The sequence below is a fragment of the Sulfitobacter sediminis genome, from assembly GCF_040811725.1.
GTDB lineage: Bacteria > Pseudomonadota > Alphaproteobacteria > Rhodobacterales > Rhodobacteraceae > Sulfitobacter > Sulfitobacter sediminis.
On record NZ_JBFNXX010000027.1, the window covers coordinates 20,863 to 36,607 of the forward strand.

The 15,745-nt window shown below is 54.6% G+C and carries 12 protein-coding genes; 8 read left to right on the forward strand and 4 right to left on the reverse strand.

Features of this window, described 5'->3' with window-relative positions:
* Positions 1-106: 106 nt before the first annotated feature.
* A complete protein-coding gene (locus AB2B41_RS20515) occupies positions 107-985 on the forward strand; it encodes a sulfotransferase domain-containing protein (protein ID WP_367879696.1) in 879 nt (292 codons plus the stop codon).
* 26 nt (positions 986-1,011) lie between these two features.
* Here the strand turns inward: AB2B41_RS20515 and AB2B41_RS20520 are convergent, their stop codons facing one another.
* From AB2B41_RS20520 to AB2B41_RS20530, 3 genes are all read right to left on the reverse strand, one after another.
* Positions 1,012-2,340, reverse strand: coding sequence for an adenylate/guanylate cyclase domain-containing protein (locus tag AB2B41_RS20520; RefSeq protein WP_367879697.1), 1,329 nt, complete (start codon positions 2,338-2,340; stop codon positions 1,012-1,014).
* Between the two features lie 312 nt (positions 2,341-2,652).
* Positions 2,653-3,006 carry a putative quinol monooxygenase gene (locus AB2B41_RS20525; RefSeq protein WP_367879698.1) on the reverse strand — a complete coding sequence of 118 codons (354 nt, stop codon included), beginning with the start codon at positions 3,004-3,006 and terminating at the stop codon, positions 2,653-2,655.
* A 101-nt stretch (positions 3,007-3,107) separates the two neighbouring features.
* Positions 3,108-3,869: an IclR family transcriptional regulator gene (locus tag AB2B41_RS20530; RefSeq protein ID WP_367879699.1), complete on the reverse strand. Its 762-nt coding sequence runs from the start codon at positions 3,867-3,869 to the stop codon at positions 3,108-3,110.
* Positions 3,870-3,937: 68 nt separating this feature from the next.
* Between AB2B41_RS20530 and AB2B41_RS20535 the strand changes: the two genes are divergently transcribed.
* The 7 genes from AB2B41_RS20535 to AB2B41_RS20565 all read left to right on the forward strand — a co-directional run bounded on the left by AB2B41_RS20535 (position 3,938) and on the right by AB2B41_RS20565 (position 14,660).
* Positions 3,938-5,293 carry a selenium-binding family protein gene (locus AB2B41_RS20535; protein WP_367879700.1) on the forward strand — a complete coding sequence of 452 codons (1,356 nt, stop codon included), beginning with the start codon at positions 3,938-3,940 and terminating at the stop codon, positions 5,291-5,293.
* On the forward strand, positions 5,290-5,655 hold the full coding sequence (locus tag AB2B41_RS20540) for a 2Fe-2S iron-sulfur cluster-binding protein (RefSeq protein ID WP_367879701.1): 366 nt from the start codon (positions 5,290-5,292) through the stop codon (positions 5,653-5,655). The genes AB2B41_RS20535 and AB2B41_RS20540 overlap by 4 nt, the downstream gene beginning before the upstream one ends.
* A gap of 3 nt (positions 5,656-5,658) precedes the next feature.
* Positions 5,659-6,123, forward strand: a complete 465-nt coding sequence (locus AB2B41_RS20545) for a CoA-binding protein (RefSeq protein WP_367879702.1) — start codon at positions 5,659-5,661, stop codon at positions 6,121-6,123.
* Positions 6,124-6,492: 369 nt separating this feature from the next.
* Positions 6,493-6,921 carry a nuclear transport factor 2 family protein gene (locus AB2B41_RS20550; protein WP_367879703.1) on the forward strand — a complete coding sequence of 143 codons (429 nt, stop codon included), beginning with the start codon at positions 6,493-6,495 and terminating at the stop codon, positions 6,919-6,921.
* A 258-nt stretch (positions 6,922-7,179) separates the two neighbouring features.
* Positions 7,180-7,899: an alpha/beta fold hydrolase gene (locus tag AB2B41_RS20555; RefSeq protein ID WP_367879704.1), complete on the forward strand. Its 720-nt coding sequence runs from the start codon at positions 7,180-7,182 to the stop codon at positions 7,897-7,899.
* Between the two features lie 255 nt (positions 7,900-8,154).
* The gene (locus AB2B41_RS20560; RefSeq protein WP_367879705.1) at positions 8,155-11,274 is read left to right on the forward strand and encodes a tetratricopeptide repeat protein; all 3,120 of its coding nucleotides are present in this window, start codon (positions 8,155-8,157) and stop codon (positions 11,272-11,274) included.
* Positions 11,275-11,567: 293 nt separating this feature from the next.
* Positions 11,568-14,660, forward strand: a complete 3,093-nt coding sequence (locus tag AB2B41_RS20565; RefSeq protein ID WP_367879706.1) for an adenylate/guanylate cyclase domain-containing protein — start codon at positions 11,568-11,570, stop codon at positions 14,658-14,660.
* Between the two features lie 419 nt (positions 14,661-15,079).
* Here AB2B41_RS20565 and AB2B41_RS20570 read toward each other — a convergent pair.
* Positions 15,080-15,745 (reverse strand): phosphoglycerate mutase family protein (locus AB2B41_RS20570; protein ID WP_367879707.1); only part of this gene is annotated, 666 nt, incomplete at its 5' end.

Sequence of the window (15,745 nt, forward strand, 5' to 3'; positions counted from 1 at the left end):
TAGATGACCTAAGTCCCCTCAGGCTGCGTTGATGGAGCTTTGTCATAAGGTCATTAGCGGGGGAATTTCATTGCCGCGGCTACTAGTTTGGACTTAGCGTAGTCAAATGGAGCTCTATTCCGGGAAAAGAACCGATTCCTCAAGGTGGTCGCAGTTCGAACTCCGTTCTGGCGACGTCATCGTCTCGACGCCACCAAAGTGCGGAACGACCTGGATGATCGCGGTCGTTTCGATGTTGTTGCACGGCTCAACTGACTTACCGGCATCAACCGCCGAGTTAAGCCCGTGGCTTGATTATTCGCCAACCCCTTTTGACGAAATCCGTACTGCCTACGGATCGCAGAAGGGGCGTCGCCTAATCAAAACACATACACCTGTGGACGGCTTGCCTATGGTAGATGGAACGCACGTAATATCGGTCTTGAGAAATCCGCTGGATGCGATGCGCTCTATGCGCAGGCATGTCTCAAACATGACAAACCCGCCCAATGACGATCCATTCCTGGCAAAAGAAGATGCCGTGATCGCGCGAGGTCTGGACTTGCCGTTTGACCCAACGCACGTTGACGACGTCTCTTTGGAGTTGCTCGTCAGGCACCTTCGCGCGGCAATAGAAGCGATGCGTCGAGATGACCGCCGGATGACGCTCGTCCACTACAGCGACATGAAGCGGGACCTGAAGGGCGTTGTCGGGCATGTCGCGGCAATCATCCGGGTTAATGCGCCACCAGATTTCCTGGACGAGGTCGTTGAGGCCGCTTCGATTTCTTCGATGCGCTCCAAAGCCGATCAATTTGCGCCGTTAGCGAACGTCAAACACTTTTCGTCTAGCGAGGAGTTCTTCGCCGCGGGCGAGGACCGGGGGAAGAAAGAAATGGCACCCCACTTGAGAACTCGCTACCAAGAGCGGCTTGCCGAACTGCTTTCCCCATCCGAAGCGCGTTGGCTGGATAGAGGCGGCCCTCGAATCGTAGATCACCCATGAAGCCGCTTCGTCCGTACCTTCTAGAGTTACTGCAATCTCGCTGAGCAGATCGACCAATGCCCAGCCACGCCTGGCAATTCATGCGCACCAAGGGTGTCGAAGAATATGCCTGACCCGGCCACCAAATCGCGCACAGTTTGCGAAACTAGAACCTGGCCAGCATTTGCTATGCCACCGATACGTGCTGCGATGTGAACTGCGATCCCGGATAAGTCATCACCGGAGATCGTGCACTCCCCTGTGTGCAGACCAATCCGGACCTTCAAGCCGATCCTTTCCATAGCGGATTGAATGGAGTGTCCACACCGGATCGCACGCGCCGGGCCATCAAACATCGCCAAGAAACCATCGCCCGTCGTTTTGATCTCGCGGCCACCGCATATCTCAAGTTGGCTTCTTACTTCGCCATGATGCGCTGCGAGAGTGTCGTTCCATGCTCTGTCGCCGATCTCATCCGCAATCCTGGTCGAACCAACTATGTCCGTGAACATTATGGTTCCGAGAACTCGTTCCTCAATCTGAATTCTTTCCTGCCCTGTTACGAACTGCCTGACCTCGGCCAATACGCGCTCTGAGGTTTCTGTGAAGGGAACATGATCGTCGGCATCAATTTCGATCATCTGAGCGTTAGGAATTTTCTCAGCCAGATAGTGCCCACTTGAACAACTGACGACTTGATCGCGACTAGAGTGCAGGATGAGGCTCGGTGCCTGCACAGAAGCAAGAATTGGCCGCACGTCAATCTCAAGGTTCATGCGCAGCAGAGCCAAGGCCGCCGAGGGAGAGGCGCCGCCTCTAAGAAACCGGGCCCACCAATTGCGGAACCTGGGGTGATCTGCAAGGCTGGGAATACGCGCTTCGATGTCGAGCGGTGTTCCCCATCCCTCACGAACCTTCTCGACCAATATGGCGATTTCAGCTTCCGAGAGCCCCTCTTCATAATCCTCATGTGCCCGTCGGCTGGCATAGCTGCCCGCCAATATGAGAGATCGGGTACGTTCAGGATATGTGGCAGCGAATAACACGCTCATGGGCCCCCCTTCGGAATACCCGAAGATAGTTGCGCTCTCTGAGCCTACCGCGTCCATGACAGCTCTTACGTCCTCCATGCGCTCCTCAAGTGTCGCAGCCCCATCACTCCGGTCCGACAAACCTGTTCCACGCTTGTCGAAAAGTATTACTCGACAAAAAGTCGCGAGCTCTGTGAGGAAACGCGCGACGATCGGCTCATCCCAGAAGAGATCGATGTTGGAGATCCAGCCTGGAACGAAGACGAGATCCTGCTCCCCATCGCCGAAAACCTGATAGGCGATGCTCAGATCACCACTGAGCGCGTACTGAGTGTCGGGTCTCATAAACTGCGATCCAAAGCCTTTGCAGTTTATATTAGATTTATCGATGCAAATTGGCGAGATGTTCAAAGGCGGCTTCGTCCGCATGTGAGACATCGGACCCGGCCGCAGAGAATGGCCGAACTTGGTAATAGCGGTCGTTGCAGCGCAAAAGCGGACGTCGCCGCAGCACGGACTTGCTAAGGATGACTGCTGAAGTTGGCTTTGCGGACATCTGAGCAAAACGCTCAGTTGACCGATTCGAGCCCGAAGCCGACTGGTGTCAGATCTCATCAGTTCTTCAAGGCGACAAATTCATCAAACGTCTGGACCACTTCACCATTGGAGCAGGCCTGGTTTCTGTGACTCGAAACCCTTTGTCGTCGGGAAAAGCGAGCGCATCCGAGCAATCATTTCGATGTCACCATCCAACATCGTTTGGACCGTGTTCAACCAGGTCCTAAATGCCTCAGATTCCCAATGGTCCTGAACGGCTGCTTCATCCCGGAACACTTCGTAGAAATAGAACCTATTGGGGTTTGCCATATCTACCATGATCTGAAACTGGAAAACTTCAGCTTCCTCACTGACGATGCTTTGCGCTTCGAAGATACTGGCGCTCAAAAAAGACTGCCTGTGCTCAGGTTTGACATTTACCGCGAAGAACCCTCCGCTCATTCCATCGTCCATAAAGAGCCTCCTCGGTTGCCTGCAAAACCGCCCCGCGGTATCAAAAGGTCGTAAGCCGTCGGATGGCACCGGCCTGCGGCATTTTATCAGCTTACACCACGCTAGGCGGATTGCCTGTTTGCGTCTGCATCATCCCATCCTAGTGCGGATGATAGTCCGTGTGATATTTCTGCAAGAGCTTGGCCGACCTTAATCCGCATCGCGGGTGTAAACACCCGAACGGAAGCTGTCGCACCAATGGACAGCGTCGAACCAACGCCTGTTTTGGCGAGTGTTACTGCAACAGAGCTTATGCCTCGCTCCAACTCCTCCACGCACTCAGCGTACCCTTTGGCGCGAATGGCCGCGAGTTCCTTTTCGAGGTCTTTTCGATTGGTGATTGTGCGTTCAGTATATCGTTTGAGCTGCCCCTTCAGTTCGTCATGAGACAGCAGAGCCGGAGAAAGGGCGGCAATTGCCTTGGCGCAAGAGCACGCGTGTATAGGCCGTTTCCCCATACCTGGATGAAGGTACGAAACGCCCGTCTGAGGCGTCGCAACATGAATGATCTCAACCCAGTGGCCGCGCAGTCGTGACAGAAAAAATGCGGCGCCAAATTCGCTGGCTGCACCGGAGAGCACAGGCTCAATGACCTCCAGAAGGGCAGGGTCGGAGTAATCGCTCGAAGCGATACGTTTCAATCTGGTTCCTATGGTAAATTGCCCTCGCGCGGGTGCTTCAAGAAGCCCGGAAAACACAAGATCCTGAACCAGTCTGTATGCCGTCGGTTTCGGGAGGTCGGTCTGTCCGCAGATGTCGGCTACGGTCGCACGTCCTTTTTGGCCAACGACTTCCAATATCAGCGCTAACCGTTCGAGATGCATTATTCTCACTATGTGATAATATCATTTTCGATATACGATATGAAGAGCAGAATCAAGGGAGGGAGAATATGATGGATGGAGCATGCTGCGGACCGGGCTATTCGAGCCCCCAAGACGCCATCAGAGCCCCCCGTGAAAAGCTGCTTTACACCATCGCGATCTACACCGGCACGGGTATCCAGAAACCCGATTACCTCGCGACTGTTGATGTCGATCCCGACAGCCCGACCTATTCGCAAGTGATCCATCGGTTGGAAATGCCCGGCATCGGGGACGAGCTTCACCACATGGGATGGAATGCCTGTTCGTCTTGTCACGACGACAGCTCGATGTCGCGGAAGTATCTGATCCTGCCCGGCGTACGGTCCAATAACCTTCACATCGTTGATACGGCCACCGATCCCCGTGCGCCTCGTCTGCACAAGGTAATCGACGGCGCAGAGATCAAGGCCAAAGCCAATCTGTCCGGCCCCCACACCGTGCATTGTCTGGGCTCTGAAATCATTATTTCCTTCCTTGGAAACGCCAAAGGCGAAGCGCCGGGCGGATACCTGCATCTGGACAAAGAGTTCAACATCGTTGGGCGCTGGGAAAACTCGATGGGTGATATCAAGTTCGGCTATGACTTCTGGTACCAGCCACGCCACAACGTGATGGTCAGTTCCGAATGGGCCGCACCCAACACCTTCATGCCGGGCTTCGATCTTGAAGAGGTCGGGCATCTGAAATACGGACGCGAGCTGCATATTTGGGATTTCGAGGCGCGCGAACCGATCGAAAGCTTTTACCTCGGCGAAGACGGGCTTTTGCCGCTTGAGGTCAAATTCCACCATGACCCCGACAGTACCCATGGGTTCTGTGGCGCCGCGCTGTCGACCAACGTCATTCACTGGTGGAAAGACGGTGACAAATGGACATGGGAAAAGATCATTGATGTCGAGAATGAGATGCATCCTGAATGGCCAATCCCCTTGCCGGGTGTGATGTCGGCGATCCTGATTTCGATGGATGACAAATACCTCTATCTCAACAACTGGCTGCATGGCGACATGCGCCAGTACGACATCACCGATCCCCATAATCCCAAACTGACGGGCCAGGTCTTTATGGGGGGTCTTCTGGGCAAAGCGCCCGTTGTGAACGGTGTCGAAGTCGCCGGCGGCCCGCAAATGTTCCAGCTGTCACTGGACGGGCGCAGGCTCTATGTCACGACCTCGCTGTTCTCGACCTGGGACAACCAGTTCTACCCCGAGATCCGCGAAAAGGGCGGTGTGATGGTGATGATCGACTGCGATCCCGAAAACGGTGGCATGAAAATCAACGAAGACTTCATCGTCGACTTTGGGAATGAACCCAATGGTCCGTCACGTTGCCACGAAAGCCGGTATCCGGGTGGCGATTGCACAAGCGATATCTGGTTATGACGACCCATCAGGTCACGATCAGCAATCGCGACAATGCCGTCTATGACGTTAATGACCGCCGTCCGCTGCTCGAGCAGTTGCGCGATCAGGGGGTCGATCTGCCCTATGGGTGCGAATACGGCGGCTGCATCACCTGCGCGGCAAAGCTGACGGCTGGTGCGGTCGATCAACGACGGCAAGTCGCGCTCAACAACCGGCAGATCGCGAACGGCTATGTCATCCTCTGCGTGGCGCGTGCGACCTCCGACATCACTTTGGAGATCGGTGTCGAAAGCCATGACACGCTTTACCGCAATCCGTTCCTCGACCCTCTCAAACCCCACGAACTCAAGGCAGACATTGCGACGCCGAAGGAAGGTTAACCGATGCCCGAAGCAGATATCGACCGCATCTATGATTACGATCCCAAATACCTTGCCGACATTCTGAAATCGGTCAAAACGATTGCCATGGTGGGCGCCAGCGGCGACAAAACGAAGTTCAGCTACGGCGTTCTCCGGCAGCTGAGCGAGATCGGCTATGACATCTTGCCGGTAAACCCCAACCCCAATGTGACCGAGATCAGGGGCCTGAAGGTGTACCATTCGCTGGAAGAAATCGACAAACCCGTTGATATGGTCGACGTTTTCCGCCCCAAAGAAGAGCTATATGGCTTCGCCGAGAAAGCAATCGCCATCGGGGCCAAGGTGCTTTGGGGGCAGATTGGCGTTTATGATGACAAGGCAGCAAAGCTTGCCGAAGATGCTGGCCTTCAGGTCGTAATGAACCGCTGCCCCAAGATCGAACTCTTCCGCCCGTTCTGGAAACCGCGGCTTGATCTGAAGATCTGACCCATATCAAGAGACTGCCGCTTGCCGAGTAGCCAATCAGTGGGTCTGCTTACGCGTTTTTCATCCAAACATCGGCAAAAGTATTCGGCGCGTCCACTGTCTCGGGCTTTCGTGCTCAATCTCAGTACGGCTGCTTTGTCCGCATCTGAGACGTCGGAGGCATCAGTGCCGAATGGCAGGTGCTGCGAGAAGCGGTCGTTCGGGCGCCAAAGCGGACGTCGCCGCGCGGTCCCGTCGTCTCGAATGGCTTATCAGTGCGGCTTTGCGGACATCTGACAAAAACGGTCAGATGTCTCAGAAGAGCCCAATGCGCACCAGTTTCCGGACTTGTGGTAGTGTTGTTTACGATCACACGAACTGGAGGCAGCAATGACCGATCATCCTCAGATACTTGCGACGTTGGACGAATACGCCGATGCGTACTGTGCCAAGGATCTTTCAAGGCTGATGGCCATCTTCGTTGACGGTGATGCGATCTCGCTCATCGGCACTGGTGGTGATGAACTTTGTTCGGGTCGCTCAACCGTGTCGTCAGTTTTCGAGCGGAATTTCCGAGACGCAACGGCCACAAAGTTTGAATGGGGATGGAAAGATGTTGCTGTTCATGGTGAAGCAGCAACAGTCGCGATTGCATTGGTCATTCACCTGATCGTTGAAGATGAGGCGGTGAAAGTTCCAGTGCGATGGACAGTGTCGCTCGTAAGGACGCCTCAGGGCTGGAAGTGGGTCCATCGGCATGCTTCCGTTGCCGCAAGCACTCAGGAAGAGGGCAATGCATACCCCATCGGCGACCATTAATCGACAGCTCTTTGTCCGCATCTGGGACGTCGGAGGCATCAGTGCCGAATGGCCGCTGCTGGTCGGAGCGGTCGTCCAGTCCCTTAAGCGGACTTCGCCACTCGGTCCCGTCGTCTCGAATGGCATCTGTACGCTGCTTCGCGGGGATCTGACAAAAGCGGTCAGACGTCTCAGAAGAGCCCGAAGCTGACCGCTTGCATCATTCGTTCCACATGCCAGAATTGCTGCCCATGCGTGGATGTGAACAGAGGAATATTGATGAGAACCTGCCTGTTGAACTCCAAAGACGGGGAAGAATTGGTCTACAATGTAACTGGCACGGGCCGACCGGTTCTACTCATTCATGGGATTAGCATGTGGTCAGATATGTGGAACCAGAACGGAGTTGCTGGGAAACTCGGCGATTGGGCCAAAGTTATTGCTCCTGACTTGCGTGGACATGGACACAGCAGCCGTCCACACAACCCTTCAAGCTATGGGTTGAAGCTCGTAGAGGACCAGCTGCAAGTCCTCGATGCCGAGGCAGCTGAGACCGTTGACGTTATTGGCTTCTCACTTGGAGCCGAAATAGCCCTCAAATTGGCAACGATAGCTCCTTCACGTGTTTCTTCACTTTTTTTGATTGGCACAGGATGGACGCGCGATGATGGGATGAACCGATATCGGGAATTCGCCGAGTGGGCTCGCGAAAATGGAGCAGGCATGACCCCTAATCCGGACTACGATGCTTTTGACGCACTTGTGGATGGGATGCCCGAAATCATCTGCCTGGCCCAAGAAAAATTAGAAAAAATTGGTGTGCGCTGCGCCGGTGTGGTCGGAGGAAATGATCCACATCTCCAAGACCTAGAAGCGTTAGTTGGAGTTATCCCGGGTTTTGTGCTTGATAAGTTGGCAGGGGTTCCTCACGAAACGTCTTGGCGACACCTTTCCATCCCTGAGCGCATCCAAACGTTTCTGGATGATGTGAAATCCTGACGCTCAAAGTCCGTTTGGTCCGCATCTGGGGCGTCGGAGGCATCAGTGCCGAACGGCAGCTGCCTGCAGGAGCGGTCGTTCAGGCACCAAATGGGACGTCGCCGCGCGGTCCCGTCGCGTCGAATGGCTTCTGAACGCGGCTTTGCAGACATCTGACAAAAGCGGTCAGATGTCTCAGAAGAGCCCAATGTGGAACTTAGAAAAAGGTTAACTGAGGGTCAGGAACGCGGTAGCCTGTGTGCGGAGGGTTAAACTATGGAACGCCGCATTGCTGCAATATTAGCATCAGATATGGTGGGCTACAGTCGGCTTATCGAGCTGGACGAAGCTGGAATAATTGAGCGACAAAAGCGACATCGTCTAGAAGTAATCGATCCGCTCATTGAACAAGCCAGCGGCAAGATAATTAAGCTTACCGGCGACGGGTTGATTGCCGAATTTGGGTCAGTCGTCGAAGCCGTTCAATGTGCGGTCACTATCCAAAAAGAGATGGTCGTCCGTGAAACCGAAATTCCTGAGGAACGACGAATTCAATATCGCATCGCCGTTAACCTCGGCGATGTCATCTTCGACGAAGGCGATGTTTACGGTGACGGCGTCAATATTGCTGCCCGCCTTGAAGCTTTGGCCGAGCCGGGTGGGGTGGTCATTTCCGGGACCGTGCACGACTTGCTAAAGTCTCAAGTCGAAGTGGGCTATAAACTTCTGGGAGAAAAGCAGCTCAAAAATATAGCAACGCCTGTTCGCGTTTATCAGGTGGTTGAAAGCTTGAATCTACCTAGTACACCGCGTAGCAGACGACACTTCCTCCCGTTTATCGGTGCTGTAGCAATTGTTGCCCTAGTGATCCTAGGTTTTGCATCCTGGCAGGCCCTGCGGCCCGAGTTTACGCCAGCAGACCCAGAGAACTTTGCTTTCGAAATACCTGATAAGCCTTCAATTGCAGTGGCTCCATTCGAGAATGTGTTGGAGAGTGGCGGGCAAGACTGGCTTGCAAAAGGCATTGCGCAAAGCATCGAACTCTCACTCACAAGTTCTTCCGAGATTGTCGCAATCGCTTCCAGTGCTGTAGCATCGGTTCCGGACAAAACACCCGCTGCCATTGCTGAGCATTTCGGCGTGCGTCATGTCTTGCTTGGAACTGTTGCTCTTCAGGGAAGCCGCGTGCGCGTTACGGCCCAATTGGTAAATACGCAATCTGGTCAGTCAATCTGGGCCGATAGTTTTGATAGGGCGTCTGATGATCTTATTTCGGTCCAGGACGAAATTGCGTCCAGTGTTTTACAGGAGTTGCAAGTTAAGCTAACCATCGGCGAGCAAGCGCGCACATGGCGCAACGTAATGGGTTCAGCTGAGAACATGCGGCGTTTCGTTCAAGGCCGCATTGCATTTCAGCGCTTTGACGCCGAAGGCCATGAAACGGCAACTCGCCTTTGGGGCGAGATCGTCGATGATGATGCCAACGCGCCGATTGCTCCTTTTGTGCAAGCCTGGCTTCTGTGGCAACGCGTCATTCTTGGGTTCACAGACGATCCAGTGGCCACGCTAGAGGAAGCGGATGCACTAGTTGATACTGCTATGGCCAGCGCCACTGACGGTAACCCAGCAGCTCTAAAAGCACACATTAACCTCCTACAACGCGACTATGACACGGCCCTAAAATGGGCCAAGGAGGCGGTCAAGATGTCGCCAAGCCTCGCCGACATACTCATGCTTGCAGGCGACATTCACATTCGAACAGGCGAGGAAGAACGGGGTATTGAACTTGTTAAACAAGGTGTTCGCCTCGAACCTGACTATCCTGAATGGGTTCACCAGACTCTCATGGCTGCGCACCTAAAGCTCGGCCAGTATGAAGAGGTTAAGCGGATCGCTGAAGCTGTTTTGCAAGCCGACATTGCTGATGCGAGGGTAAAGCCTGACGCTCTGCTCAACTTGGCAGTTGTAGCCGTTCGAAAGGGGCAAACTGATCTCGCACGTGCGCACATACAGGAATTACTCAAAATGGTGCCTGGCTTCACACGCGAGGATGTCGAGCGAAAATTGGTTCGCGAACGCGACAGGGTCTTGGTAAATCGCTACGTCGCCGCTCTCGTTGAAGCGGGTCTTCCAGCCAGCCCACCAGCAGATACCAAACGCTTCGCTTTTGATATGCCCGAGAAACCGTCGATTGCGGTACTGCCTTTCGACAGTCTCTCCGGCGACGAGACGCTCACCTATATCGGCGACGGCCTTGCCGGTGGTGTGGTCACGTCATTGGGAGCTATTCCACAGATATTTGTTATCGCACGCCCCTCAAGCTTCGCCTATCGCGACGCGGGACGCGGCATCAACAAAATCGCCGAGGAGCTCGGAGTCAGGTACGTTTTGAATGGTAGCGTCCAAGCATCGGGGGATCAGCTCAGAACAACCGCCGAACTGATTGACGCCCTTAGCGGTCAGCAGGTTTGGTCCAGACAATTTGACCATGATCTTGCAGTCGAAGAGATCTTTGAAATTCAAGATCAAATCGTCTCAGATATTTTGGTCGAGCTGGATGCAAGTCTGGTCCGGGGCAGCTATGCGCGCACCTTGTACAAAGACGCGGGCGATCTCGAAGCCTACCGACATTTGGTCCAGGGTATGACTGAGGCCGACAAATTCACGATAGATGGCGACCTCAAAGCGCTTGAGCACTATCAGGCTGTGATTGACCGTTTCCCTGCGTCTGCCAGCGCCCATTCTGGATTGAGTTGGTTACATCTCAATTCGATTGCGATGGGATACACGGCAGACCCAGAACAGTCGTTACGACTCGCTCAGACGCATGCTCAAGAGGCCCTTGACGCTGATCCAGACGAAGCGTTCTCTCATATTGCAATGGCTAATGTTAATATGGTTCTGAGCGAATATGATCAGGCAATCGCCAGTGCAGAACGCGCCCTGGCGCTAGCACCAAGTAACGGTAGAGTTGTAGCCAACGCCGGTTGGGTAATGTCCGCAAGCGGTACTCCAGAACGCGGTGAAGTTTTTCTCAGGTCGGGGCTGCGCAGCCAACCCAGCCCACCTGTATGGGTGCCGAATTTGCTCGGCATAACGCTGTTTATGCAGGAAGAAAAAGAAGAGGCAGAACGCTATTTTGAGATGGCCAATGCAATCTTCGAAAATCCTAGCACTCACGCCCATCTTGCAGCGCTTGCAATATTGAATGGGGATACCGAACGCGCGGAATTTCATCGATCAAGAGGCATCGCCATTTCTCCAACAACTAGTGTGGAAAGTCATCTGCGATACTGGGCTTATGTTCGGGACAAAGACCATTTGGCAAGGTTCGGAGATGCTTTGCGCGATGCGGGATATCCCGAGACATCTGCCGCGCGTTCAAAATCAGACTAAAGTTGCGACTTGTCGCGGCCAGCGTGAACTGAGCTGTCTATTGATCCTATGACTAGAAGACGCGAATGCCCGCATTGTCCGCTTCTGAGACATCGGAGGCATCAGTGCCGAATGGCAGTTGCTGGTAGGAGCGGTCTTTCAGGGACTAGATCGGACTTCGCCACGCGGTCCCGTCGTCTCGAATGGCTTCTCAGTGCGGCTTTGCGGACATCTGACCGGAACACTCGGATGTCTCAGTAGAGCCCAATGCAGACTCTTTCTCGAAATCCGCACCGCTGTGTTATCGTCGTAGCATGGAACGTCGGATTGCTGCTGTCCTTGCCGCCGATATGGTGGGCTTTTCTCGTCTCATTGAGCGGGACGAGATGGGCACACTCAAGCGTCAGAAATGTCACCTGAACGAGCTCATTGAACCGACGATCACCGCCAAGAAAGGCCGGATTGTAAAGCTCACTGGCGACGGGCTCATCGCTGAGTTTTCATCGGTGGTTGAAGCCGTTCAGTGTGCCGTGTCTGTCCAGGCCGAGATGGCGGCACGGGAAGAAGACTTCCCTGATGATGAGAAGATCCAGTATCGGGTGGCGGTCCACCTCGGAGACGTGGTCTTCGACGATGGGGATGTCTACGGCGACGGGGTGAACGTGGCTGCCCGGCTGGAGGGCTTGGCAGCGCCCGGAGGCGTGGTGGTCTCAGGCACGGCCTACGACGTCCTCAAGGCCAACGTCGATGTCGCTTACAAGTCGCTGGGGGAGCAACAACTGAAGAACATCGCTACTCCCGTGAGGGTCTATCAGGTGGTGGAGGGGGTACCGATCGCACCCGCTGCAAGCCCGTCGAAACGGGTCCCCTTGGTCGCAGCAGCAGTAGTAGTCCTCGCCATGCTGGGCGGACTTCTTTGGTGGCTTCAGAGGCCTGACTTCAAGCCTGTTGATCCGGCAGAGATGGCGCTGACACTGCCACAAGACCCGTCGATTGCCGTTCTGCCTTTTGAGTTGCGGGGGAATGCTGGCGAGCACGACTGGGTGGCCGACGGAATCACGGATAGCATCATCGCGACCCTGTCGCTCGCACCTGAACTGGTAGTGATCGGGCGATCCACAATGATCAGCTACAAGGACCGCAACGCAAGTGCTGCGGATATCGCACGCGAACTCGGGGTGCGTTACGTGATGAGTGGCAGCGTTACTGTTAGCGGTGACCAGCTGGTGGTGCGCACAGAACTGGCTGATGCGCTGGAAGGCAACGTGATTTGGGCCGTGCAAAAGGACAGCAACGTCAACGACTTGATGGCGGCACAAGACGAGATTGCAGAGCTCGTGTTCGAGGAGACCTCTGTGGCGCTCACCGAAGGCCAGGGCGCAGCGCGATCGTGGATTAAGGCAGCCGGAGGCTTCGACACATATGTTGAGCTGATCCGAGGGCGCGTAGAGTTCCAAAAGTTCAGTCCCGAAGGTCATGCAAATGCTGAAGACATCTGGGGCGCTCTCTATGACCAGAACCCGGATACAGCGTTCACTAGCTACTTGATGGGCTACCTTCACCTGCAAAAGCTGTGGCTCGGGATCAGCAAAGACCCAGCTAAGGACCTCGCTGAAGCGGAGCGTTTCGCCAGGCAAGCACTCAACGCAGAGGAGTTCGGGGAGGGGTATACGCTAATGGCATATCTGGATGTCGCCAAAGGCAACTGCAACGGAGCTAACACGCACGCTGACCGCGCGCAAGCACTGTCGCCCAGTGTGTCCGAAGCGCATCTCCTTGGAGGCTCAATCAAAATCCAATGCGGTCGCGTAGAAGAGGGCTTGCTCGACATGGAACGTGGCATGCGGATGGAGCCAAATTACCCTGACTTCGTCCCCGAAATCGTGGTGTATGCCCGGCTCGAATTAGGGCGATACGACAAGGCGCGCGAGCTTGCCGAGGCCGTAATGGCATCTGACGACATCGTGGACCCCGGGGCAAAGCCACATGCGGCGGCACATCTCGCAGTCCTGTCCGTATTCGAAGGCGATATGACCGAAGCACGACACTGGGGCCAGGAGTTGATGGAGTTAAATCCAAAGGCAACAGCCGCCGCTGAACGTGCCAGTCGTCTGAATTATGTGAACCAGAACTTCGTCGAAAAGTACGTGGCGGCCCTTGTCGCTGCAGGAATTCCGGAGACTGCCCCCGCTGAGCCGGAGGAGACACTCGATCCGCAAAAAGACATGCCATCCATTGCCGTTCTGCCCTTCGAAAATCTAAGTGGCGATCCCGACCAGGAGTACTTCGCCGACGGCATCACCGAAGATCTGATCACGGACATGTCTAAGCTATCGGGCCTTCTCGTCATTGCGCGGAATTCCACCTTTGCATACAAATCCCGATCCGTGCCGATAGACGAGATAGCCAAGGAACTCGGGGTTCGTTATGTACTCGAAGGCAGTGTGCGGCGATCCGGTGACCAGGTCCGCATCAATGCCAAGCTTATTGACGCTAGAACCAAGATAAATCTTTGGGCTGAACGGTACGATGGCGCTTTGGCGAACGTCTTTGCACTTCAAGATGAGGTCACCCAAAAGATCGTCTCAGCACTTTCAGTCACACTAACCCCCGAGGAACAAGAAAGCCTGACCGAAGCTTACGAGGTTAATCCGGAAGCTTACGATCTATATCTTAGGGGCCAATCACTGGTGAACGCATATTCTCCGCAGTCGAGTATCGAGGCCCGCGACTATCTCGAGAGGGCAATAGCTCTCGACCCATCGTTCGGCCGAGCCTATGCCGGTCTGGCCCTGTCTTATGCAGCTGACGCGACGTTCGGATGGTCTAGCGATCCAGCCATAGCGCAAGAACGGGCGATCCAATATGCCAGAAAGGCGCTGGCGTTGAATTCAAGCTCGCCGCAGATCTACATCACCCTCGCTCAGGTCTACGGGTCACAGCGCAACCTTGACGCTGGGATCGAGGAGGTCGAGCGCGCCATCGCCTTAGATCCGGATTTCGCTGACGCCTATGTCTTGCTTGGTATGTTCCTCTCTTTTTCCGGCAAACCCGATGAAGGGATCCAGTCGATCCGTAAGGCCATGGAGCTCAGTCCTCAGCATGGGTATATTTACCCCTATGGGCTTGCGGTCGGCTATTTTGTCAAAGGCCAATACGACGAGGCCATCGCAATCCTTGAGTCTGTCCTCGAGCGAAACAGCAACTTTCAGCAGGGCCGCCTTCTCTACATAGCGATCCTCGGACTGTTGGACCGCACCGACGATGCTGAATGGGAGGCTGAAGAAGTGCTTGCCGCTCTTCCCAATTTCTCAATTGCAGAGGAGGAAAAGCGCGTACGCTATATTCGAGAGAATGATCGCGAACGCTATGTCTCAGGTCTTCGCAAAGCTGGACTGCCTGAGTGAAGCAAACGCAGCGGAAATTATCAAAGTACCTTCTTCTTCTGTCGCGTAGCAGACCTTGGCCGCAAGAGCGGCGAATGCCTACTTTTCCAGCCCTTTCGACCCGTGCTGCGTCAAGCATTAAGGCCTGAGAAGGGCTCGTCTAGGTCAACTGATCGTTTTGCTCAGATGACCGGTTGGTCCCGCATGTGAGACATCGGAGACAGTCGCAGCGGATGGCGGGTGTTGGTAATAGCGGTCGGTACAAATCAAATGCGGACGGCGCTTCGCTGCCGACCAGCGCTAGGTGACCGGTATCAGACGTTTTGCAGACATCTGAGCAAAACGCTCAGTTGACCGAGTCGAGCTCGAAGCAGTCGTCAGAACGAAATGTAAGCCCGGCTTACAGCATGGTAGAGCTGTCTTGGGCTTACATTCGGAGCCTACGGCATGCGAATTCTAATTAACCGTGTATCGTCCGCGCCGGGTTGGAGCACGATGAATAGATTGGCGAAATCGGTCTGGCTGATGTCAATGTTTGTGAATACTCCAAGGCCCTCGAGAATGCCCGGGATAGTTTCGGCGTGACCGACGACAAGAACCGTGTCCTGTTCATGATCAAAGCTGAGCAGGTCGATCAGACCAGCCGTATCCGTCCGATCAACCGCGTGAGTAGGCAATTCCAAACTATTAGCAATGATATTCCCCGTCTCCCGGGTGCGTTTCGCATCTGAAGTAAACACAACGTCAAGCTCAATATGCCGAAGCATTTCTGCCCACGCAGCGGCCCTCACTCTTCCATCGTCGGTAATCGAGGGGTCTTCTCCGATTAGTTCCTTCTCAGCATGGCGAATAACATAAACCGCTTCCTGCGCGGCAGCTGCCGACGACACCAACATCGCAGCAAAAAGTGTTGATAATAGCAGTCGCATTTCCAACCCCTCTGCAGTTTCCCTGAGAATAGCAGGAGAACATGCTCCGGCCAATTGCCGCACCTTCATGCCTCGTGGACCAGCAAGGTCAGCTTTGTCCAGATGTTGTTGAAAAACTCTGCTTGAGCGAAGCGTGATCGGCTGATTCACTTGCCCTGAGGCAAGGGAGATCTGGCG

Bases quoted from the DNA above. Each gene is read 5' to 3' on its own strand.
- AB2B41_RS20515 (WP_367879696.1), top strand. From the start codon at position 107: ATGGAGCTCTATTCCGGGAAAAGAACCGATTCCTCAAGGTGGTCGCAG.
- AB2B41_RS20520 (WP_367879697.1), bottom strand. From the start codon at position 2,340: ATGAGACCCGACACTCAGTACGCGCTCAGTGGTGATCTGAGCATCGCC.
- AB2B41_RS20525 (WP_367879698.1), bottom strand. From the start codon at position 3,006: ATGGACGATGGAATGAGCGGAGGGTTCTTCGCGGTAAATGTCAAACCT.
- AB2B41_RS20530 (WP_367879699.1), bottom strand. From the start codon at position 3,869: ATGCATCTCGAACGGTTAGCGCTGATATTGGAAGTCGTTGGCCAAAAA.
- AB2B41_RS20535 (WP_367879700.1), top strand. From the start codon at position 3,938: ATGATGGATGGAGCATGCTGCGGACCGGGCTATTCGAGCCCCCAAGAC.
- AB2B41_RS20540 (WP_367879701.1), top strand. From the start codon at position 5,290: ATGACGACCCATCAGGTCACGATCAGCAATCGCGACAATGCCGTCTAT.
- AB2B41_RS20545 (WP_367879702.1), top strand. From the start codon at position 5,659: ATGCCCGAAGCAGATATCGACCGCATCTATGATTACGATCCCAAATAC.
- AB2B41_RS20550 (WP_367879703.1), top strand. From the start codon at position 6,493: ATGACCGATCATCCTCAGATACTTGCGACGTTGGACGAATACGCCGAT.
- AB2B41_RS20555 (WP_367879704.1), top strand. From the start codon at position 7,180: ATGAGAACCTGCCTGTTGAACTCCAAAGACGGGGAAGAATTGGTCTAC.
- AB2B41_RS20560 (WP_367879705.1), top strand. From the start codon at position 8,155: ATGGAACGCCGCATTGCTGCAATATTAGCATCAGATATGGTGGGCTAC.
- AB2B41_RS20565 (WP_367879706.1), top strand. From the start codon at position 11,568: ATGGAACGTCGGATTGCTGCTGTCCTTGCCGCCGATATGGTGGGCTTT.